Raw genomic sequence first — 22,654 nt, 5'->3', positions numbered from 1 at the left:
CATGCCGTAAAAAATTAAACTTTAAAATAATGGAGGAATATAAACATGGCTAATCAAGAGCAAATCATTGAAGCAATTAAAGAAATGTCAGTTTTAGAATTAAACGATTTAGTTAAAGCAATCGAAGAAGAATTTGGTGTAACTGCAGCAGCACCAGTTGCAGCAGCAGGTGCAGCAGGTGGAGAAGCAGCAGAAGAAAAATCTGAATTTGACGTTGAGTTAACTTCAGCTGGATCTTCAAAAATCAAAGTTGTTAAAGCTGTTAAAGAAGCAACTGGCTTAGGCTTAAAAGACGCTAAAGAATTAGTTGACGGCGCTCCAAGCGTAATCAAAGAAGGATTACCAAAAGAAGAAGCTGAAAAACTTAAAGAACAATTAGAAGAAGTTGGCGCTTCAGTAGAATTAAAATAATTCTTTTGATAAGTGAAAAACCCGCTATTTCCTGTAAATAGCGGGTTTTATCAATATTATACTTAAAAAGGTGTGAATGCGATGAGTCATTATTATGATTCACATCCAGACAGTGAAACGAATGAACAAACAATCACATATCAAGTCCATCATCATCAACTGATCCTCACAACAGATACAGGCGTATTTTCAAAAGATCGCGTCGATTTTGGTTCTGATTTACTTATTCAAACATTTTTGAACGCGCATCCGCCAGGTGAAGTCAAACAAATTATAGATGTCGGCTGTGGGTATGGTCCCATTGGTCTGATGTTAGCGAAGGTTGCACCACATGATCGCATCACTATGCTTGATGTCAATCATCGCGCGCTCTCACTTGTTGAAAAAAATGCTAAACACAATGATATTCATAATGTTCAAGTCTTAGAAAGCGATGGCTTATCTAAAATAGGAGAAGCGCAAGCGGATTTTATATTAACGAATCCTCCTATTCGTGCCGGTAAAAAAGTAGTCCATCAAATATTAGAAGACGCCTATTCAAGACTAAAAGACAAAGGTGCTTTATACGTTGTGATTCAGAAAAAGCAAGGCATGCCTTCTGCTAAGAAGAAAATGGAAGCTGTTTTTGGCAATGTAGAATCTGTTAAAAATAGCAAGGGTTATCATATTTTGAAAAGTGTAAAGGGTTGATTAAATCCTTTTTGTATGGTAAAGTATTAAGATGAAAAAATTATGTTCAATAAGTGTGTACTTTTACCGCTAAAGTTTCATTGTAACATTTCATAAATAAGCAATTAGAATAGAAAATGGTGTCATTGTATCGTGAACAACCGTTTTCTTTTTGTCTTGTTGCATAACACTTTTATTAGAGAGACACACAATTTTTGAGGGGTGAATCTGTTTGGCAGGTCAATTTGTCCAATATGGAAGACATCGTAAACGTAGAAACTACGCAAGAATCTCAGAAGTATTAGAATTACCTAATTTAATTGAGATTCAAACAAAATCATATGATTGGTTTTTAAAAGAAGGGCTCTTAGAAATGCTTCGAGACATTTCTCCAATTGAGGACTTCACAGGTAACCTTTCTTTAGAATTTGTTGATTATAGATTAGGTGAACCTAAGTACGACTTAGAAGAATCAAAAAACCGTGATGCAACATACGCGGCACCTTTGCGTGTTAAAGTCCGTTTAATCATTAAAGAAACGGGCGAAGTGAAAGACCAAGAAGTGTTCATGGGTGATTTCCCATTAATGACTGAAACAGGGACTTTCGTCATCAACGGTGCAGAACGTGTTATCGTTTCACAATTAGTACGTTCACCATCCGTTTATTTCAACGAAAAACTAGATAAAAATGGTCGTGTGAACTATGATGCGACTGTGATTCCTAACCGTGGTGCTTGGTTGGAATATGAAACAGACGCTAAAGATGTGGTATATGTCCGTATCGATAGAACACGTAAATTACCATTAACTGTATTATTACGTGCGTTAGGTTACTCTACAGATCAAGAAATTATTGATTTAATTGGAGATAACGAATACTTACGCAATACTTTAGAAAAAGACAACACTGAAAATACAGAACAAGCTTTACTTGAAATTTATGAACGTTTACGCCCAGGTGAACCACCAACTGTAGAAAATGCGAAGAGTCTATTATACTCTCGTTTCTTTGATCCAAAACGTTACGATTTAGCTAGCGTAGGACGTTATAAAGCAAACAAAAAATTACATTTAAAACATCGTTTATTTAATCAAAAATTAGCTGAACCAATCGTCAACACTGAAACAGGCGAAATCGTTGTTGAAGAAGGCACAGTGTTAGATCGTCGTAAATTGGACGAAATTATGGATGTCTTAGAATCGAATGCGAACGCACAAGTTTATGAGCTTCCAAATAGCATTGTAGATGAACCTGTAGAAGTTCAATCTATCAAAGTTTATGTTCCTAACGATGATGAAGAGCGTACAACAACTGTTATCGGTAATGCTTTCCCTGATTCAGAAGTGAAATGTATTACACCAGCGGATATCGTTGCTTCTATGTCTTATTTCTTCAACTTATTACATGGCATTGGTTACACAGACGATATCGACCATTTAGGTAACCGTCGTTTACGTTCTGTGGGTGAATTATTACAAAACCAATTCCGTATTGGTTTATCTCGTATGGAACGTGTCGTACGTGAAAGAATGTCTATTCAAGACACAGAATCTATCACACCACAACAATTAATCAACATCCGACCAGTGATTGCATCTGTGAAAGAGTTCTTTGGTAGTTCACAATTATCACAATTCATGGACCAAGCGAACCCATTAGCAGAGTTAACTCACAAACGTCGTTTATCTGCTTTAGGACCAGGTGGTTTAACACGTGAACGTGCTCAAATGGAAGTGCGTGACGTTCACTATTCTCACTACGGTCGTATGTGTCCAATCGAAACACCAGAGGGTCCAAATATTGGATTAATCAACTCACTTTCAAGTTATGCGCGTGTTAATGAATTTGGTTTTATTGAAACGCCGTATCGTAAAGTAGACCTTGAAACGAACGCAATTACTGATCAAATTGATTATTTAACTGCGGACGAAGAAGACAGTTATGTTGTTGCCCAAGCGAACTCACGTTTAGATGAAAATGGACGCTTTATCGACGACGAAATCGTTTGTCGTTTCCGTGGGAACAATACAACAATGGCTAAAGAAAAAATGGATTACATGGACGTATCACCGAAGCAAGTTGTTTCTGCGGCAACTGCATGTATTCCGTTCTTAGAAAACGATGACTCTAACCGTGCGTTAATGGGTGCGAACATGCAACGTCAAGCGGTGCCTTTGTTAAACCCTGAGTCACCATATGTAGGTACAGGTATGGAACACGTAGCTGCACGTGACTCTGGTGCGGCAGTACTTGCAAAATACCGTGGTCGCGTAGAGCACGTTCAATCTAGTGAAATTCTTGTACGTCGCTTAATTGAAGAAAATGGCAAAGAGGTTGAAGGTGAATTAGATCGCTATCCTTTAGCTAAATTCAAACGTTCAAACTCTGGTACATGTTATAACCAACGTCCAATCATCGCTGCAGGAGACGTTGTTGAGAAAAACGAAATTCTTGCCGATGGTCCATCTATGGAATTAGGTGAAATGGCGTTAGGTCGTAACGTTGTTGTTGGCTTCATGACTTGGGACGGTTATAACTACGAGGATGCCGTAATCATGAGTGAACGCCTTGTAAAAGATGACGTTTATACTTCAATCCACATTGAAGAATACGAATCTGAAGCGCGTGACACGAAACTTGGACCTGAAGAAATTACACGTGATATTCCGAACGTTTCTGAAAATGCCCTTAAAAACTTAGATGATCGTGGTATTGTTTATGTAGGTGCGGAAGTTAAAGATGGTGACATCTTAGTCGGTAAAGTTACACCTAAAGGGGTTACTGAACTTACTGCTGAAGAACGTCTTTTACATGCCATCTTTGGTGAAAAAGCACGTGAAGTACGTGATACGTCATTACGTGTACCACACGGTGCAGGCGGTATCGTATTAGATGTTAAAGTCTTCAACCGTGAAGATGGCGACGATTCGTTATCTCCAGGTGTTAACCAACTCGTACGTGTTTACATCGTTCAAAAACGTAAAATTCACGTTGGGGATAAGATGTGTGGTCGTCATGGTAACAAAGGTGTCATCTCTAAGATTGTTCCTGAAGAAGACATGCCTTACTTACCAGATGGACGTCCAATCGATATCATGTTAAACCCACTAGGTGTACCATCACGTATGAATATCGGACAAGTTTTAGAGCTTCACTTAGGTATGGCTGCGAAAAACTTAGGTATTCACGTTGCATCTCCGGTATTTGACGGTGCCAACGATGATGACGTATGGTCAACAATTGAAGAAGCAGGTATGGCACGTGACGGTAAAACTGTCCTTTACGATGGCCGTACAGGCGAACCATTCGATAATCGTATTTCTGTAGGGGTTATGTACATGTTGAAACTTGCACACATGGTAGACGACAAACTCCATGCACGTTCAACTGGTCCATACTCACTCGTTACGCAACAACCACTTGGTGGTAAAGCACAATTCGGTGGACAAAGATTTGGTGAGATGGAGGTATGGGCACTTGAAGCTTATGGTGCAGCATACACATTACAAGAAATCCTCACATACAAATCTGACGACACAGTCGGTCGTGTGAAAACATACGAATCTATCGTTAAAGGTGAAAATATTTCTAGACCAAGTGTTCCAGAATCATTCCGCGTATTGATGAAAGAACTTCAAAGTTTAGGTTTAGATGTTAAAGTGATGGACGAACAAGATAACGAGATTGAAATGCGTGACTTAGACGATGACGATATTCCTGATCGCAAAGTCAACTTACAACAATCTTCCGTTCCAGAATCACAAAAAGATTTAACAGAATAAATCTTGCATCTTCTGAATAAATAATATGTATTGTGAATGGGGCCTTTTAAGAGGGGATCCCCCATTCACAACAACATGTATGCCATTGTTTTAAGGAATCAATCAACTAGCACAGCTAATTAAAATAAAGGAGGTAGGCTCCTTGATTGATGTAAATAAATTCCATTACATGAAAATAGGACTCGCTTCACCTGAAAAAATCCGTTCTTGGTCATACGGTGAGGTTAAAAAGCCAGAAACAATTAACTATCGTACTTTAAAACCAGAAAAAGACGGTCTATTCTGTGAACGTATTTTTGGACCAACAAAAGACTGGGAATGTAGTTGTGGTAAGTACAAACGTGTACGTTATAAAGGGATGATTTGTGACCGTTGTGGCGTTGAAGTTACAAAATCAAAAGTACGTCGTGAACGTATGGGTCACATCGAACTTGCGGCACCTGTATCACACATTTGGTATTTCAAAGGTATCCCAAGCCGTATGGGCTTATTATTAGACATGTCTCCACGTGCCTTAGAAGAAGTCATTTACTTTGCTTCTTACGTCGTGGTAGACCCAGGTCCAACGGGTCTAGAAAAGAAAACATTACTCTCTGAAGCTGAATTCCGTGAGTATTATGATAAATTCCCTGGACAATTCGTAGCCAAAATGGGTGCGGAAGGAATCAAAGATTTACTCGAAGAAATCAATTTAGACGAAGAATTAAAAATGTTACGTGACGAACTTGAATCTGCAACAGGTCAACGTTTAACACGTGCGATCAAACGTTTAGAAGTTGTAGAATCATTCCGTAACTCTGGAAACAATCCAGCTTGGATGATTTTAGACGTGCTTCCAATCATTCCACCAGAAATCCGTCCAATGGTGCAATTAGATGGGGGACGTTTTGCAACTAGTGACTTGAACGATTTATATCGTCGTGTCATCAACCGTAACAATCGTTTAAAACGTTTATTAGATCTTGGTGCTCCTGGCATTATTGTTCAAAACGAAAAACGTATGTTACAAGAAGCTGTTGATGCATTAATCGACAACGGTCGTCGTGGCCGTCCAGTGACAGGTCCAGGTAACCGTCCATTAAAATCATTGTCACACATGTTAAAAGGTAAACAAGGTCGTTTCCGTCAAAACTTACTCGGTAAACGTGTGGACTATTCAGGCCGTTCAGTTATCGCCGTAGGTCCTAACTTGAAAATGTACCAATGTGGTTTACCAAAAGAAATGGCGTTAGAATTATTCAAACCTTTCGTGATGAAAGAATTAGTTCAACGTGAAATCGCAACAAACATTAAAAATGCGAAAAGTAAAATCGAACGTACAGAAGATGAAGTTTGGGACGTTTTAGAAGATGTTATTACAGAACACCCAGTACTTCTTAACCGTGCGCCAACGCTTCACAGACTTGGTATCCAAGCCTTCGAACCAACATTAGTTGAAGGTCGTGCGATTCGTTTACATCCACTTGTAACGACGGCCTATAATGCGGACTTTGACGGTGACCAAATGGCCGTTCACGTTCCATTATCAAAAGAAGCCCAAGCAGAAGCACGTATGTTAATGCTTGCAGCACAAAACATCTTGAACCCTAAAGATGGTAAACCAGTTGTTACACCGTCTCAGGACATGGTATTAGGTAACTACTATTTAACTTTAGAACGTAAAGATGCAGTCAATACAGGTTTATTGTTTAACGATGCCAACGAAGTGATTAAAGCCTATGCGAACGGTTACGTTCACCTTCATACACGTATTGGGGTACAAGCAGCATCATTTAATAACCCAACATTTACTGAAGAACAAAACCGTAAGATCTTAACGACTTCAGTAGGTAAAGTAATTTTCAATGAAATCATTCCAGATTCATTTGCATACATCAATGAACCGACAGCGACTAACCTTGAAAAGAACACACCAGATAAGTACTTTGTCTCAGCTTCAGAACTAGGTGAAGGCGGTTTAGCTGAGTACTTTGAAAAAACAGAACTTGTCCCACCATTCAACAAAAAATTCTTAGGAAATATCATCGCAGAAGTATTCAATCGCTTCAGCATTACGGATACTTCTATGATGCTTGACTTAATGAAAGACTTAGGATTCAAATATTCTTCAAAAGCCGGTATTACAGTAGGTGTCGCTGACATTGTGGTATTACCAGACAAGAAAGATATTCTTGATGAATCAGAAAAACTTGTTGAACGTGTACAAAAACAATTTAACCGTGGTTTATTAACTGAAGAAGAACGTTATAACGCGGTTATCGAAATTTGGACCAATGCGAAAGACCAAATTCAAGCAGAATTGATGGAATCACTTGAAAAAACAAACCCAATCTTTATGATGAGTGACTCTGGTGCCCGTGGTAACGCCTCAAACTTTACGCAACTTGCAGGTATGCGTGGATTAATGGCCGCACCATCTGGCAAGATTATCGAACTTCCAATCACGTCTTCATTCCGTGAAGGTTTAACGGTATTAGAGTACTTTATCTCTACTCACGGTGCGCGTAAAGGTCTTGCCGATACAGCCCTTAAAACAGCGGACTCAGGTTACCTTACACGTCGTCTGGTTGACGTGGCGCAAGACGTTATCGTGCGTGAAGAGGATTGTGGTACAGACCGTGGTTTACTCGTTTCAGACATTAAAGAAGGTACTGAAATGATCGAACCATTCATCGAACGTATCGAAGGTCGTTACGCAAAAGAAACGATTCGTCACCCTGAAACAGGCAATGTCATCATTCGCCCAGACGAATTAATCACACCTGATATCGCAAAAGAAATTACAGATGCTGGCATTGAGGAAATGTACATCCGTTCTGCATTTACATGTAACACACGTCATGGTGTATGTGAAAAATGTTACGGTAAAAACTTAGCAACAGGTGAAAAAGTTGAAGTTGGTGAGGCGGTTGGTACAATCGCAGCACAATCTATCGGTGAGCCAGGTACACAGTTAACAATGCGTACTTTCCATACAGGTGGGGTAGCCGGTAGCGATATCACACAAGGTTTACCACGTATCCAAGAGATTTTTGAAGCACGTAATCCGAAAGGTCAAGCGGTCATTACAGAAATCGAAGGTACAATTGATAACATTACAATCGGTAAAGATAGACAACAGGAAATCGTCGTAAAAGGTGCGAACGAAACGCGTTCATACCTTGCGGCAGGTACGTCACGCTTGAAAGTTGAAATCGGTCAAACGGTTGAACGTGGTGAAGTCTTAACTGAAGGTTCAATTGAGCCTAAAAACTTCTTAGCAGTAGCAGGTTTAACAGCTACTGAAGCTTACTTGCTTAAAGAAGTTCAAAAAGTTTACCGTATGCAAGGGGTAGAAATCGACGACAAACACGTTGAGGTTATGGTACGTCAAATGTTACGTAAAGTTCGTATTATCGAAGCGGGTGACACGAAATTATTACCAGGTTCATTAGTGGACATTCACCACTTTACTGATGCGAACCGTGAAGCATTTAAAGACCGTAAACGCCCAGCGACGGCTAAACCAGTACTTTTAGGTATCACAAAAGCATCACTTGAAACAGAAAGTTTCTTATCTGCAGCATCCTTCCAAGAAACAACACGTGTACTTACAGACGCTGCGATTAAAGGTAAACGTGATGACTTACTTGGACTCAAAGAAAACGTTATTATCGGTAAGCTGATCCCAGCAGGTACTGGTATGAAACGTTATAGCCAAGTAGATATCGAAAAAGAAAATGCAACGATTGAAACTCCTGAACATATTGTGACGGAATCTTAATAAATGAAAGGCGCAGTGAGCACTCAAATGCTGTGCCTTTACTTTTTGTAATATTGTCTGAAAATATGTTGACTTGAACAACATGAGATGATAATATAGAAAAGGTTGATGCAAGCAGTACTTTGGAGGATATGTAAATGTCTAATGAAAAAGTCACACGCTTAAACAAACAGACCTACGTTGTTGGTTTGAAACAAACGCTTAAAGCGTTGAAAAATCATAACGTATCCCAATTGATTATCGGCGAAGATGTTAATGTGCATCTCTTAGCTCGCGTGTTAAGCTTTGCCAATCAAAATAACATACCAATCACTTTTTGCGAGAGTCAAGCGGCTCTAGGAGAACGAGTTGGTATTAATGTAAAGGCAACTGTGGTTGCTTTGCTCAAATGAGATTAGTAAGGACGATTTGGACTTACTAAATTTTATTTAACCCAAAAATGAACCACCTGGATGTGTGGGATTAAAAAATGAGAGAGGAGGAAACATAAATGCCTACTATTAACCAATTAGTACGTAAACCAAGACAAAGCAAAACTAAGAAATCTGACTCACCAGCTTTAAACAGAGGTTTCAACAGTCAAAAGAAACAATTCACGAAGTTAAATTCTCCACAAAAACGTGGTGTTTGTACTCGTGTTGGTACTATGACTCCTAAAAAACCTAACTCAGCGTTACGTAAATATGCACGTGTGCGTTTATCAAACAACATTGAAATCAACGCATACATCCCTGGTATTGGACACAACTTACAAGAACACAGTGTTGTACTTGTACGTGGTGGACGTGTAAAAGACTTACCTGGTGTGCGTTACCATATCGTACGTGGTGCGTTAGATACTTCTGGTGTTGATGGACGTAAACAAGGACGTTCATTATACGGAACTAAAAAACCTAAAAAATAAGGTTAAATTCATGTAAATTTTCGTCGGTTAATATGACTGATAGATTATAAATATACTATAATAGGAAGGGAGGACTTGTATTATGCCTCGTAAAGGATCAGTACCTAAAAGAGATGTGTTACCAGATCCAATTCACAACTCTAAGTTAGTGACAAAATTAATCAATAAGATCATGTTAGATGGTAAACGTGGGACAGCTCAACGTATTCTTTATTCTGCATTCGACTTAGTTCAAGAACGTTCAGGTCGTGATGCAATGGAAGTTTTCGATGAAGCTATCAACAATATTATGCCAGTACTTGAAGTTAAAGCTCGCCGTGTAGGTGGTTCTAACTACCAAGTACCTGTAGAAGTTCGTCCAGAGCGTCGTACTACTTTAGGTTTACGTTGGTTAGTAAACTATGCGCGTCTTCGTGGTGAAAAAACTATGGAAGAGCGTTTAGCTAACGAAATCTTAGACGCTGCTAACAACACTGGTGGTGCCGTTAAGAAACGTGAAGACACGCACAAAATGGCTGAAGCGAACAAAGCATTCGCTCACTACCGTTGGTAAGATAGAAGCCCATTCCCTGAGCATTAATGACTTCGACAGCCATCAACATGCTTCTTGCATATTGAACGTTTGTCATGCGTTTGCTTAGGGTAAAGCTATATCTGATTATATTATCCTATATTCTGGAAGGAGAAAGAATACCCATGGGAAGAGACTTTTCTTTGAAGAACACGCGTAATATCGGTATCATGGCTCACATCGATGCGGGTAAAACGACTACTACTGAACGTATTCTTTATTACACTGGACGTATCCACAAAATTGGTGAAACACATGAAGGTGCTTCACAAATGGACTGGATGGAGCAAGAGCAAGACCGTGGTATTACAATTACATCAGCTGCAACAACAGCTGCTTGGAATGATCACCGTGTTAACATCATCGATACACCAGGACACGTAGACTTCACAGTAGAAGTTGAACGTTCATTACGTGTACTTGATGGTGCTGTTACTGTACTTGATGCACAATCAGGTGTAGAACCTCAAACTGAAACAGTTTGGCGTCAAGCAACAACTTACGGCGTACCACGTATCGTATTTGTAAACAAAATGGACAAAATGGGTGCAAACTTCGACTACGCAGTAAGCACTTTACATGACCGTTTACAAGCGAACGCAGCTCCAATCCAATTACCAATTGGTGCTGAAGATGATTTCCATGCAATCATTGACTTAGTGACAATGAAATGCTTCAAATACAATAATGACTTAGGTACAGATATCGAGGAAACAGATATTCCTGAAGATATGCAAGATCGTGCTGAAGAAGCACGTGAAGCATTAATCGAAGCTGTAGCTGAGACAAACGATGACTTAATGGAAAAATACTTAGGTGGAGAAGAAATCTCTGTTGACGAGCTTAAAGACGCTATCCGTCAGGCTACAACAGACGTAGAATTCTACCCAGTATTATGTGGTACTGCATTTAAGAACAAAGGTGTTCAACTAATGTTAGATGCCGTTATCGATTACTTACCATCACCACTTGATGTTAAGCCAATCGTAGGTCATCGTGCAGAAAATCCTGACGAAGAAGTTATTGCGAAAGCGGACGACGATGCTGAATTCGCAGCATTAGCGTTCAAAGTTATGACTGACCCTTATGTTGGTAAATTAACATTCTTCCGTGTGTACTCAGGTACATTAACTTCTGGTTCATATGTTAAAAACTCTACGAAAGGTAAACGTGAACGTGTAGGTCGTATCCTACAAATGCACGCAAACTCTCGTCAAGAAATCAGCAGCGTATACTCAGGTGATATCGCAGCAGCTGTAGGTCTTAAAGATACAGGTACAGGTGACACGCTTTGTGGAGAGAAAAATGACATCATCCTTGAGTCAATGGAATTCCCAGAGCCAGTTATCCACTTATCAGTAGAACCTAAATCAAAAGCTGACCAAGATAAAATGACACAAGCGCTTGTGAAACTTCAAGAAGAAGACCCAACATTCAAAGCGCACACAGACGAAGAAACAGGTCAAGTTATCATTGGTGGTATGGGTGAACTTCACCTTGACATCATTGTTGACCGTATGAAAAAAGAATTTAACGTAGAAGCAAACGTTGGTGCGCCAATGGTATCTTACCGTGAAACGTTCAAATCAGCGGCTGCTGTTCAAGGTAAATTCTCTCGTCAATCTGGTGGTCGTGGTCAATACGGTGACGTTCATATCGAATTCACACCTAACGAAACAGGTGCTGGTTTCGAATTCGAAAACGCTATCGTTGGTGGTGTTGTTCCTCGTGAATACATCCCATCAGTTGAACAAGGTCTTAAAGACGCTATGGAAAATGGTGTGTTAGCTGGATATCCATTAATCGATGTTAAAGCTAAATTATTTGATGGTTCATACCACGATGTCGATTCATCTGAAATGGCCTTCAAAATTGCTGCATCTTTGGCACTTAAAGAAGCTGCTAAAAAATGTGATCCAGTTATCTTAGAACCAATGATGAAAGTTACAATCGAAATGCCTGAAGAGTACATGGGTGACATCATGGGTGACGTTACTGCACGTCGTGGCCGTGTTGACGGTATGGAACCACGTGGTAACGCTCAAGTTGTTAACGCATTTGTACCACTTTCAGAAATGTTTGGTTACGCAACTTCATTACGTTCTAACACACAAGGTCGCGGTACTTACACAATGTACTTTGATCACTATGCAGAAGTACCTAAATCAATTTCTGAAGAAATCATCAAAAAGAACAAAGGTGAATAATAGATTACCCAACCCGTCTATGTGATGTTCATCTTGTGAGATGTCATCAACACTTTATGCTCTTTTAAAATTGATTTTTTTAGTAAAATGATTTATAAAGGTAATAAAGATTATCTATCTCATGAAGGTGAGTAACTTTCATGAGAGATATTAAATATTAATTCTTAATTTGAAGAGGAGAGATTTCATAATGGCAAAAGAAAAATTCGATCGCTCAAAAGAACATGCCAATATTGGTACTATCGGTCACGTTGACCATGGTAAAACTACTTTAACAGCTGCAATTGCTACAGTATTAGCGAAAAACGGTGACTCAGTTGCACAATCATACGACATGATTGACAACGCTCCAGAAGAAAAAGAACGTGGTATCACAATCAACACTTCTCACATCGAGTACCAAACTGGAAAACGTCACTATGCACACGTTGACTGCCCAGGACACGCTGACTATGTTAAAAACATGATCACTGGTGCTGCGCAAATGGACGGCGGTATCTTAGTAGTATCTGCTGCTGATGGTCCAATGCCACAAACTCGTGAGCATATCCTTTTATCACGTAACGTTGGTGTACCAGCATTAGTTGTATTCTTAAACAAAGTTGACATGGTTGACGACGAAGAATTATTAGAATTAGTTGAAATGGAAGTTCGTGACTTATTATCTGAATACGACTTCCCAGGCGATGACATCCCTGTAATCGCTGGTTCAGCATTAAAAGCTTTAGAAGGCGACGCTGAATACGAAGCTAAAATCTTAGAATTAATGGAAGCTGTAGATAACTACATTCCAACTCCAGAACGTGATTCTGACAAACCATTCATGATGCCTGTTGAGGACGTATTCTCAATCACAGGTCGTGGTACAGTTGCTACTGGCCGTGTTGAACGTGGTCAAATCAAAGTTGGTGAAGAAGTTGAAATCATCGGTTTATCTGAAGAATCTTCTAAAACAACTGTTACTGGTGTAGAAATGTTCCGTAAGTTATTAGACTACGCTGAAGCTGGTGACAACATTGGTGCTTTATTACGTGGTGTTGCTCGTGAAGACGTACAACGTGGTCAAGTATTAGCTGCTCCTGGTTCAATCACACCACACACAAAATTTAAAGCTGAAGTATACGTTTTATCAAAAGACGAAGGTGGACGTCACACTCCATTCTTCTCTAACTACCGCCCACAATTCTATTTCCGTACTACTGACGTAACTGGCGTTGTTAACTTACCAGAAGGTACTGAAATGGTTATGCCTGGCGATAACGTAGAAATGGACGTTGAGTTAATTTCTCCAATCGCTATCGAAGACGGTACTCGTTTCTCAATCCGTGAAGGTGGACGTACTGTAGGATCAGGCGTTGTAACAGCTATCGAAAAATAATATCATTTATCTTTGAGATAGATAAAAAGAGTTGGCTTTGTGCCAACTCTTTTTTTTACATTTTAAAGCCTCAAATCGTTGTTTGCGTGACGATTTGAGGCTTTTCTGGGAGCATTACAGAAATTTATCTGATTTCGTAGTAATGCCTGCCGGTGCATGAAGTCGTTACGAATGAAATGCGTTACGTCTTCAGTACACCTATGAACATACGTGAACAGGTGGTCCTTTACATTGAGAAAAGTTTGAAAAGCGCATACGTAATCCAGTCAGCTACTGCCACTAATTTTATTGCAGTAAGTGAAAAATCTAAAAAAAGGATTTTCGGTTTCGGCTAGATGCCTCAAAAGTCTCGGCATAGGGACCAATCAAATGAGTTATATTAATCGCATGCCTAAGTTATAAAAACTGTTTAACGGAGTTAAGTGTTATTAAAATAGCCATCAATGGCTAAGTCTTTAAGTTCCTACAACGAAAAAAGGAGTTTTGCAATCCGTAATTGCCTAACTCCTTAATGTGATTAGTCCTATTTTATAAAGAGCCCTATTTATATAACATGTTCAAGCTCTAAAATTTTCATAAACGTACTCACTGCATATTTCATCGCTGATTCATCAATATCAAAATGAGGACTATGATGTGGCCACTCACTATTTTTTTCTGGATTGCCACAGCCTGTGAAGAAAAAGGCACCAGGACGTGCTTTAAGATAGAATGAAAAGTCTTCACCGACCATCATTAAGTCTGAATCTTGATACCTAAAATTCAATTGGTTAGCGGCTTGTTTCACCACCTCAGCTGAAGCTGCATGATTATATACAGGAAGATAGCCTTTAGTATAGTCAAATTCATACGTAATATCATTGGCAAGTGCCAACCCTTGCAATAACTTATCCATCTTATGATAAATATGATTTTGAACTTCTGGTTCAAACGTACGAACAGTACCACGACATATAGCCGTATCCGGAATCACATTATCAGCTTCGCCTGCTTGGATTTTACCAAAAGAAATGACGGCTTGTTTTACAGGATCTATCGTTCTTGAAACAATTTTTTGCGTGCTTAAAATAAATTCAGCTAATATGACGACAGGATCTATCGTTTCATGTGGCTTTGCGCCATGTCCACCTTTACCGTGAATTTGAATATTAAATTCATCAGGTTGCGCCATCATCGGACCTGACCGCGTATGGATCGTGCCAGTTGGATAACCACTCCATAAATGATTGCCATATATTTTGTCGACCCCCATTAACGCATTATCTGCAATCATCTCTTGCGCACCGCCGGGAGTGACTTCTTCTCCATATTGAAATATGAGTACGACCGTCCCTTTGAGTTTTGACTGATACTCATGCAAGAGTTCTGCTACCGTCAATAAAATGGCTGTGTGGCCATCATGACCACAGGCGTGCATGACACCTGGAACTTTAGAGCGATAAGGGACCTCTTTTAAATCTTCAATAGGAAGTGCATCAAAATCAGCACGTAACGCAATGGTCGGTCCACTCGTAGCGCCAGAAATTTTCGCAATAATCCCGTTTTGACCTACGGGTGCCTTTATATCAAAATCGAGTTGTTCAAGACGTTGTAAAATGTAAGCATGCGTGTGCTTCTCAAAAAATGAAACTTCAGGGTATTGATGTAAATAGCGACGTGTTTCTATCATTTGAGTTTCTTTTTCACGCGCAAGTTGGAACCAATCCGTCAAAGCGATCTCTCCTTAATTAAATAGTTGTCTTTATATTATACACATGCTTTGAAGTTTGTTCAAAATAGGGTATGATAAAGATGATTTATATTTGAAAGGGGAATGAACATGGTTCAAAAGTTAAATGCGTTTTTGGAAGAAAACATTAACTATTTAAAAGACAACGGCCTATACAATGAAATTGATTCAATCGAAGGTGCCAATGGTCCTGAAATTCAAATCAAAGGCAAAAAATATATCAACTTATCATCAAACAACTACTTAGGATTAGCAACAAACGACGATCTTAAAAAAGCAGCGAAAAGTGCAATTGACTCTCATGGGGTGGGCGCAGGCGCAGTTCGTACAATTAACGGAACTTTAGATTTGCATGATGAACTTGAGCAAACATTAGCTAAATTTAAAGGTACAGAAGCAGCAATTGCCTATCAATCAGGATTTAACTGTAACATGGCTGCTATCTCTGCAGTGATGAATAAAAATGATGCAATTTTATCTGATGAATTAAACCATGCGTCTATTATTGACGGTTGCCGTTTATCTAAAGCTAAAATTATTCGTGTAAAACATTCAGATATGGATGATTTACGTCAAAAAGCTAAAGAAGCTGTAGAATCTGGGGAATACAATAAAGTGATGTACATTACTGATGGTGTCTTCAGTATGGATGGCGATGTTGCTAAGTTACCTGAAATTGTAGAAATTTGTGAACCTTTAGGTATTATGATTTACGTCGACGATGCCCACGGCTCAGGTGTAATGGGTAAAGGTGCAGGAACTGTAAAACATTTTGGTTTACAAGATAAAATCGATTTCCAAATCGGAACATTATCTAAAGCAATTGGTGTCGTAGGTGGTTACGTTGCCGGAACACAACAATTAATCGATTGGCTAAAAGTGCAATCTCGTCCATTTTTATTCTCAACATCATTAGCTCCTGGGGATACAAAAGCTATCACAGAAGCTGTGAATAAATTAATGGCTTCAACAGAGTTACACGATAAACTTTGGGATAACGCGAAATACCTTAAAGAAGGTTTATCAAAATTAGGATTTGATATTGGTGACTCAGAAACACCAATCACACCTGTGATTATTGGTGATGAAAAGAAAACACAAGAATTTAGTAAGCGTTTAATGGATGAAGGCGTTTATGTAAAATCAATCGTCTTCCCAACAGTGCCACGTGGTACAGGGCGCGTGAGAAATATGCCTACAGCAGCGCATACGAAAGAAATGTTAGATCAAGCATTAGAAGTTTATGAGCGCGTAGGTAAAGAACTCGGCGTAATTCAATAATAAACTGAAGCTATGTTAAAACACAATGCTTCAAACTGTCTACAAAACTATGCATTTTGTAGGCAGTTTTTTTGTAGATTATTTCTCAAACAACGTTTCTCAATATTTATTCAGCAACCATCCTAAGAAAAATTTAGAGGGTTTTGTTTACTCTCTATGAGAAATATTGCGCTTAACCACGTCTTTTTTGTTTTTTCACGATGTACAAGAAAGCGCTTAAATGATATAATTACCCTGTAAAACAAGAAAATGACTATTTAGAAAAGACGTATGTCCGTCTCGAAAAGACAATGAGGAGAATGAGTATTTATGAAAAAGATTTTTATAACAGGTGCATTAGGACAAATTGGAACAGAGCTTGTCGCGAAGTGTCGTGAAATTTATGGGAATGAAAATGTATTAGCAACAGATATTCGTGAGCCAGAAGAAGGTTCTATTGTGGCTGAAGGGCCTTTTGAAATTTTAGATGTTACTGATGCGGATAAAATGGAACAATTGGTAGCACAATTCCAACCGGACACAATGATGCATATGGCGGCTCTGTTATCAGCAACAGCAGAACAAAAGCCATTACTCGCATGGCATTTAAATATGGGTGGATTAGTGAATGCACTCGAAGTTGCGCGTAAACATCATTTACAATTCTTTACTCCAAGTTCTATCGGCGCATTTGGCCCAAATACACCGAAAAAGAATACGCCACAAGTGACAATTCAACGTCCAAACACAATGTATGGGGTGAACAAAGTGTCAGGCGAATTGTTATGTGACTACTATTTCACGAAATTTGGTGTGGATACACGTAGCGTTCGTTTTCCAGGATTGATTTCTTATGTGAAAGAACCAGGTGGCGGTACAACAGACTATGCAGTTGATATTTACTTCAAAGCTGTACGTGAAGGGCATTATACAAGCTATATTGCCAAAGACACATATATGGATATGATGTTTATGGATGATGCGATTGATGCCATTATCCAATTAATGGAAGCCGATAGCGGAAAATTAATTCACCGCAATGCGTATAACTTAAGTGCGATGAGCATTGAACCTGAAATGGTGAAAGAAGCAATTCAAGAACATATGCCTAACTTTACATTAGATTATGATGTGGATCCAGTGCGCCAAGGTATCGCTGAAAGTTGGCCAGATAGCATCGATACAAGCTGTGCACGTGGTGAATGGGGCTTCAACCCGAAATATGACCTTAAAGCGATGACAGCACGTATGTTAGAGGCGATTCAAGAAAAAGAAACACATAAAGCTTAATCAAGAGAATGAGCAAAATCTCATAATATCATAGGATGCGTGAAGAGACATGTGACGGGCATGTCTCTTTTTCATATATTCGAATTATTTTCATAACCCCTTTAAACTTTGTATAATGAATCATTGGGAGTGGAGTTAGATTTACATCATCAAAAAAATATGAAAGCGTTTTCTAAAAATCAGATTAATGCTAATTTTCGGAAAACTTATTGAATTGTCGTAAATGCATTGATATAATGCATGTATTACAGTCAAATAGGAGGAATAATCATGTCAGAAAAGATTCAATTTCAACAACGAGACCAACTTAAAGAAAAGCCAGATCAGTCCTCACTTACATTTGGTAAAGTTTTTACGGATTATATGCTTAGCTTTGAGTATTCCCAAGATAAAGGATGGCACGACTTAAAGATTATTCCTTATGGTCCAATCGAACTTGCACCGGCAGCCCAATGTATCCACTATGGCCAATCAGTATTTGAGGGGTTAAAAGCATACAAGCACGGCGATGAAGTTGTATTATTTAGACCTGAGGAAAACTTTAAGCGTATTAATTTATCGTTAGATCGCTTAAAAATGCCACAATTAGACGAATCCTTACTACTAGAAGGACTTAAGCAACTCATTGATGTCGAACGTGACTGGGTACCAGAAGGTGAAGGACAATCGTTATACATACGTCCATTCGTATATGCGACACAAGAAGGTTTAGGTGTGCATCCTTCACATGAATATCGCTTACTCATTATTTTATCGCCATCAGGTTCTTATTATGGAGGAGATTCCTTAAGTCCAACAAAGATATACGTAGAAGATGAATACGTACGCGCAGTCCGTGGTGGTGTGGGTTATGCGAAAGTCGCTGGAAACTATGCCGCGAGTTTATTAGCACAATCTAATGCCAATGCAGAAGGCTTTGACCAAGTTTTATGGTTAGATGGGGTAGAACAAAAATATGTCGAAGAAGTGGGCAGTATGAACATTTTCTTCGTCATTGACGGTAAAGTTGTGACGCCTGAATTAAACGGCAGTATTTTACCAGGCATCACACGTAAAACTGTTCTAGAACTTGCGCAATCTTTAGGTTATGAAGTTGAAGAACGCCGCGTAGCTATTGATGAACTGTATCAATACCATAAAGAAGGACGCCTTCAAGAAGTCTTTGGCACAGGAACAGCAGCTGTAATTTCTCCAGTGGGCGAACTACAATTCAAAGATGAAAAAATTATCATTAATGACAACCAAACAGGACCTATTACGCAAGAGTTGTATGACAACTATACAGGTATCCAAAGCGGTAAACTCGAAGATCCATATGGTTGGAGAGTCGTTGTACCGAAATATTAATTTGTAATAAAAGAAAAGCTAGGAAGCTATAATATGATAGGCTTCCTAGTTCTTTTGTGATGTAATCAATCATTTCAAGATTATACATGAGTGAATATTAAAACCATACTAAGCAACAAAAATTTGCAACTTAGTACATTATATCTTTACCAATCGATGTTTACAAAGAGCCGAAATAACTATTTTTTATCCGCTCTTTTATTCAAAAAGTAAAAACTTCTCATACACTAAAAGATAAAGCGAAATGAACATTCAATTACTATTTTGTGTATTATTAGGTTACACTTTTGTAAATCACTTCAGTAAAAGCGGTTACTTCGATGTGATTTCTCTATTAATAAATAGGATTTCACTTGCTTGTTTTTAAAATTATAGTATTTAAAAATAAGCAAGTAATTAATATTAATAAAATAGATAGATATACAGGGATATGAATGGATAAAGCTGTTTTTATAATCACTGCTCCAATTGCACCACCACATCCTGCTACAGCGATAAAAATACTAGTAAATAAACTCTTATTGTTACTATGTTGATTAATGATACTAGCACCTAAAGGGAACATGGGTGCTAAAAATAGAGTGAGTAAAAATAGAATTATTAACCTGATTTCATCTTGGGTATTCAAATATATCAACATAATATATAGAAAAAGGGAGATTACTGTATAAGCCAATAGCAATGTTTCAAGCCTGAATCTAATTATTGGCAATATTAACGTATATAAAAACCGTCCTATAATTATTCCAATCCAAAATATACTTACAGTAATATAGCTAAATTTATCAGAAACTAAGTTGATATATGGCAGTAAATTTGAAAAATTCGTTTCTATACTAATATAAAAGAAACACCATGTAAGAATAATTATAACTAGCATTGACTTTTTATTAAAAGAAGGCCTTGGTATCTTATATCTATCGCTACTACTTAATTCAAACTCTATTGAATAGAGAATAAAAAATGAAATGATATTCATTATGAGTATAAAGATAATAGCGTATTTTGTATCTGAATGATATTCAAATATCTTCACAATCATAGGGAGCAGAAATGAGCCTATTGCAAAAAATGATTCTATATAACCAAAAGTTTTGGCAGATTCAAATTTAGTATTAAAAATATATGATGCAATAGAAGATTCGATAAATCCAGCGCAAAAACCTAATATAGCTACAACCAGATATACAATTAAGTAATACTCAGAAATAAGGAAAACAGAAGCGATTAATAGAATGGATAGGTGTGTTATTTTAAAAAATTTCTTAATATCTTTATTAACTAAGAAAATTGAGTGAAACACTCCAGCCATAAATGTTATGAATTGAATACTGATTAAATTTGATACATCTGATTGATTCATATTTAGCTCTATTTTTAAGAATTGGTTAAATGAACCGACAAAAGTGTGTATCATACCAATGAGAAAATACATTAAAGAAAAATAAAGAACATGGGATTTACTCATTTGAATTCGATATACTGTTTTTGTTGGTGGCTATTAATACAGTGCTCTAAAACTTCTTGGGCTCTCAAACCATCCTCAAAAGTTGAGATTGATGTTTCTTTTCTATTTTTGATAGCCTCTAAAAATTTTATATGTGTATGATAAAAGCTATCTTTCCACCCGTAGAATTCATTTTCTGGATCAATGTATGTTCTCTCATCTAATTGGACTATCTCTTGAATACCATCGTTATTCACAGTAACTACTCCACCATTTTTTGAGGAAAATTTGATTTCACCATTACGACCTGAAATAGAAATGTAGAAACCACATAAATCTTCATCACAAGCTTTAGAAGTCTCTATATGAATATATTGACCGTTACTAGTCATAAAAAATGTTTCTGAATGATCATCAACTTGTACTCTATTATCACTTTTTTGCTTTACTTTAGTCATCATTTTAGTTTTAATTGTTTCTACCTTTACATTACTGTCAGTAATATAAGTCGCTAAATCGAGAAGATGAACCCCCAAATCTCCTAAGGCACCACTACTTAATTTTGAACTTCCATCGTCTCTCCAAGTAAAAGTTTTTCTTCTATAAGCACTATTTTTTAGAAATGCCATATGAATAGATATAATTTCACCTATTTTATCATCCTTTATTAGATCCATAATCTTTTTAACAACAGTCAAGTTTCTATAATTTAGGTTTATACTTTTTATGTTTTGAATATTATTATAGTGTCTTATTATATTTGTTTCAGTAAGATTATTGGTTAACGGCTTTTCACATAATACATCACAATTATGATTTAAAGATTTAACAATATGATCTACATGACAAAAGTTTGGCGAGCATATGACAGCAATGTCCACTTTTTCTAACATAGAATGAATATCTTCAAATGGAGTCGTATTAAATTTTAAGCAAAAATTTTCTAAATTATCTTCAACTATATCATGGGCACCAAAAAGGTATGCATTAGGGAGGTCTTTTATAATTTCAGCGTGTATTTTAGCAATACCGCCTGTACCAATAATTCCATAATTAATCATTTTTATCACCTATGAATTCTCTGACATGTGTAAATATACCTTTGTAGTAAGGATATTTTGTGTTTTTAAATTTGCTTTTCATTTCCTCATCTTTACTGTTAGACATAATAAATGCATGGTCTAAGTATTGTAAGAACTCTTCATCGTTCCCACTATCCCCAAAACCAACAATTGATTTTCGAGGAATACTATACTTACGCATCAAAAATTTTGTTGCATATAACTTTCCAGCATTTTTAGGAGTAAAATCAATATCGTAAGCGTTTTCTGGGTCTCCCGCTAAAGGATTACAACGATTAAACCTCGCAGTATAATTTCTTGTTTCAGAATAATGGATAAGATCTTTTAAGATTGCTTTATCTAAATTAGTATCTCCTGAAGAATAAAAATAAAAATTGTACAGTGTTTCTTTTTCGCGAAAATCTCTTTGTTGTATAAACTCCACTTTATGTTTAAAAGAAATATAATTTAATATATCTAATATATCTTCTAATAGAAATGTTTCAGTTAATACTTCTTTTTTATATTCATCCGATTCTATATATTCGTAGTTATTCCATGTGTACATTTTAGAACTTAAGTCGGAAAAAATATGTTTTGGTTTATATGACATACCAGCTTTTAGCATTTTTTCAAGTACATTCTCTATAGTACTTCCTGTTAAAATCGCCGTAATAGCATTATTATTAGCAGAAATTTTCTGTAATAATTCTTCCATTTCTTTTAAATAATATATATCAGTTTGATTAGTATTATGTTTGTAATACGTTTCATCAAAGTCAAATAATATTAAATTTCTTGTCACCTTAATCCCTCCAGTATCGTTCTTAAAT

16 protein-coding genes are annotated in these 22,654 nt (G+C 37.4%); 12 read left to right on the top strand and 4 right to left on the bottom strand.

The window, feature by feature from the left end; translation table 11 throughout:
• The first annotated feature begins 45 nt into the window (after positions 1-45).
• The 9 genes from rplL to tuf all read left to right on the top strand — a co-directional run bounded on the left by rplL (position 46) and on the right by tuf (position 13,687).
• Positions 46-411, top strand: coding sequence for a 50S ribosomal protein L7/L12 (gene rplL / locus G8Y84_RS07240; RefSeq protein ID WP_037572937.1), 366 nt, complete (start codon positions 46-48; stop codon positions 409-411).
• Between the two features lie 81 nt (positions 412-492).
• Complete coding sequence (locus G8Y84_RS07235) at positions 493-1,101, top strand: class I SAM-dependent methyltransferase (protein ID WP_105965086.1); 609 nt, start codon at positions 493-495, stop codon at positions 1,099-1,101.
• Between the two features lie 211 nt (positions 1,102-1,312).
• Complete coding sequence (rpoB, locus tag G8Y84_RS07230) at positions 1,313-4,864, top strand: DNA-directed RNA polymerase subunit beta (RefSeq protein ID WP_037572930.1); 3,552 nt, start codon at positions 1,313-1,315, stop codon at positions 4,862-4,864.
• A 142-nt stretch (positions 4,865-5,006) separates the two neighbouring features.
• Positions 5,007-8,627: a DNA-directed RNA polymerase subunit beta' gene (gene rpoC, locus G8Y84_RS07225; RefSeq protein WP_105996651.1), complete on the top strand. Its 3,621-nt coding sequence runs from the start codon at positions 5,007-5,009 to the stop codon at positions 8,625-8,627.
• A gap of 137 nt (positions 8,628-8,764) precedes the next feature.
• Positions 8,765-9,019 carry a ribosomal L7Ae/L30e/S12e/Gadd45 family protein gene (locus tag G8Y84_RS07220; protein ID WP_037572924.1) on the top strand — a complete coding sequence of 85 codons (255 nt, stop codon included), beginning with the start codon at positions 8,765-8,767 and terminating at the stop codon, positions 9,017-9,019.
• Positions 9,020-9,117: 98 nt separating this feature from the next.
• Positions 9,118-9,531 carry a 30S ribosomal protein S12 gene (rpsL, locus tag G8Y84_RS07215; protein ID WP_037572921.1) on the top strand — a complete coding sequence of 138 codons (414 nt, stop codon included), beginning with the start codon at positions 9,118-9,120 and terminating at the stop codon, positions 9,529-9,531.
• A gap of 82 nt (positions 9,532-9,613) precedes the next feature.
• Entirely contained in the window at positions 9,614-10,084 is a 471-nt protein-coding gene (gene rpsG / locus G8Y84_RS07210) for a 30S ribosomal protein S7 (RefSeq protein WP_014614746.1), read from the top strand.
• 143 nt (positions 10,085-10,227) lie between these two features.
• Positions 10,228-12,309, top strand: coding sequence for an elongation factor G (gene fusA, locus G8Y84_RS07205; RefSeq protein WP_037572918.1), 2,082 nt, complete (start codon positions 10,228-10,230; stop codon positions 12,307-12,309).
• A gap of 190 nt (positions 12,310-12,499) precedes the next feature.
• Complete coding sequence (tuf, locus tag G8Y84_RS07200) at positions 12,500-13,687, top strand: elongation factor Tu (RefSeq protein WP_037572915.1); 1,188 nt, start codon at positions 12,500-12,502, stop codon at positions 13,685-13,687.
• Positions 13,688-14,231: 544 nt separating this feature from the next.
• Here tuf and G8Y84_RS07195 read toward each other — a convergent pair.
• Entirely contained in the window at positions 14,232-15,398 is a 1,167-nt protein-coding gene (locus tag G8Y84_RS07195; RefSeq protein WP_037572912.1) for a M20 family metallopeptidase, read from the bottom strand.
• 108 nt (positions 15,399-15,506) lie between these two features.
• Between G8Y84_RS07195 and G8Y84_RS07190 the strand changes: the two genes are divergently transcribed.
• From G8Y84_RS07190 to G8Y84_RS07180, 3 genes are all read left to right on the top strand, one after another.
• Entirely contained in the window at positions 15,507-16,697 is a 1,191-nt protein-coding gene (locus G8Y84_RS07190; protein WP_037572909.1) for a glycine C-acetyltransferase, read from the top strand.
• Between the two features lie 309 nt (positions 16,698-17,006).
• Positions 17,007-17,966, top strand: a complete 960-nt coding sequence (locus tag G8Y84_RS07185) for an L-threonine 3-dehydrogenase (protein WP_037572906.1) — start codon at positions 17,007-17,009, stop codon at positions 17,964-17,966.
• A gap of 270 nt (positions 17,967-18,236) precedes the next feature.
• Positions 18,237-19,313 (top strand): branched-chain amino acid aminotransferase, encoded by a 1,077-nt coding sequence (locus tag G8Y84_RS07180; RefSeq protein ID WP_037572903.1) that lies wholly within the window; start codon positions 18,237-18,239, stop codon positions 19,311-19,313.
• A gap of 349 nt (positions 19,314-19,662) precedes the next feature.
• Here G8Y84_RS07180 and G8Y84_RS07175 read toward each other — a convergent pair whose 3' ends face one another.
• The 3 genes from G8Y84_RS07175 to G8Y84_RS07165 are packed head-to-tail and all read right to left on the bottom strand — an operon-like array spanning position 19,663 to position 22,626.
• Positions 19,663-20,748 (bottom strand): MFS transporter, encoded by a 1,086-nt coding sequence (locus G8Y84_RS07175; protein WP_259336263.1) that lies wholly within the window; start codon positions 20,746-20,748, stop codon positions 19,663-19,665.
• A 29-nt stretch (positions 20,749-20,777) separates the two neighbouring features.
• Positions 20,778-21,821 carry a Gfo/Idh/MocA family protein gene (locus G8Y84_RS07170; protein ID WP_037572899.1) on the bottom strand — a complete coding sequence of 348 codons (1,044 nt, stop codon included), beginning with the start codon at positions 21,819-21,821 and terminating at the stop codon, positions 20,778-20,780.
• Positions 21,814-22,626 carry an HAD-IIB family hydrolase gene (locus G8Y84_RS07165; protein ID WP_165806218.1) on the bottom strand — a complete coding sequence of 271 codons (813 nt, stop codon included), beginning with the start codon at positions 22,624-22,626 and terminating at the stop codon, positions 21,814-21,816. Before G8Y84_RS07165 ends, G8Y84_RS07170 begins: the two co-directional genes overlap by 8 nt.
• Positions 22,627-22,654: the final 28 nt, after the last annotated feature.

This window comes from Staphylococcus sp. 11511212, assembly GCF_011394755.1.
Lineage (GTDB): Bacteria > Bacillota > Bacilli > Staphylococcales > Staphylococcaceae > Staphylococcus > Staphylococcus chromogenes.
The sequence above is the reverse complement of the archived record's forward strand: the minus strand, read 5'-3'. Positions and strand labels throughout refer to the sequence as shown.

Excerpts from the sequence above, each read along its gene's own strand:
- rplL (WP_037572937.1), top strand. The coding sequence starts at position 46 with ATGGCTAATCAAGAGCAAATCATTGAAGCAATTAAAGAAATGTCAGTT.
- G8Y84_RS07235 (WP_105965086.1), top strand. The coding sequence starts at position 493 with ATGAGTCATTATTATGATTCACATCCAGACAGTGAAACGAATGAACAA.
- G8Y84_RS07220 (WP_037572924.1), top strand. The coding sequence starts at position 8,765 with ATGTCTAATGAAAAAGTCACACGCTTAAACAAACAGACCTACGTTGTT.
- rpsL (WP_037572921.1), top strand. The coding sequence starts at position 9,118 with ATGCCTACTATTAACCAATTAGTACGTAAACCAAGACAAAGCAAAACT.
- rpsG (WP_014614746.1), top strand. The coding sequence starts at position 9,614 with ATGCCTCGTAAAGGATCAGTACCTAAAAGAGATGTGTTACCAGATCCA.
- fusA (WP_037572918.1), top strand. The coding sequence starts at position 10,228 with ATGGGAAGAGACTTTTCTTTGAAGAACACGCGTAATATCGGTATCATG.
- tuf (WP_037572915.1), top strand. The coding sequence starts at position 12,500 with ATGGCAAAAGAAAAATTCGATCGCTCAAAAGAACATGCCAATATTGGT.
- G8Y84_RS07190 (WP_037572909.1), top strand. The coding sequence starts at position 15,507 with ATGGTTCAAAAGTTAAATGCGTTTTTGGAAGAAAACATTAACTATTTA.
- G8Y84_RS07185 (WP_037572906.1), top strand. The coding sequence starts at position 17,007 with ATGAAAAAGATTTTTATAACAGGTGCATTAGGACAAATTGGAACAGAG.
- G8Y84_RS07180 (WP_037572903.1), top strand. The coding sequence starts at position 18,237 with ATGTCAGAAAAGATTCAATTTCAACAACGAGACCAACTTAAAGAAAAG.
- G8Y84_RS07175 (WP_259336263.1), bottom strand. The coding sequence starts at position 20,748 with ATGTATTTTCTCATTGGTATGATACACACTTTTGTCGGTTCATTTAAC.
- G8Y84_RS07170 (WP_037572899.1), bottom strand. The coding sequence starts at position 21,821 with ATGATTAATTATGGAATTATTGGTACAGGCGGTATTGCTAAAATACAC.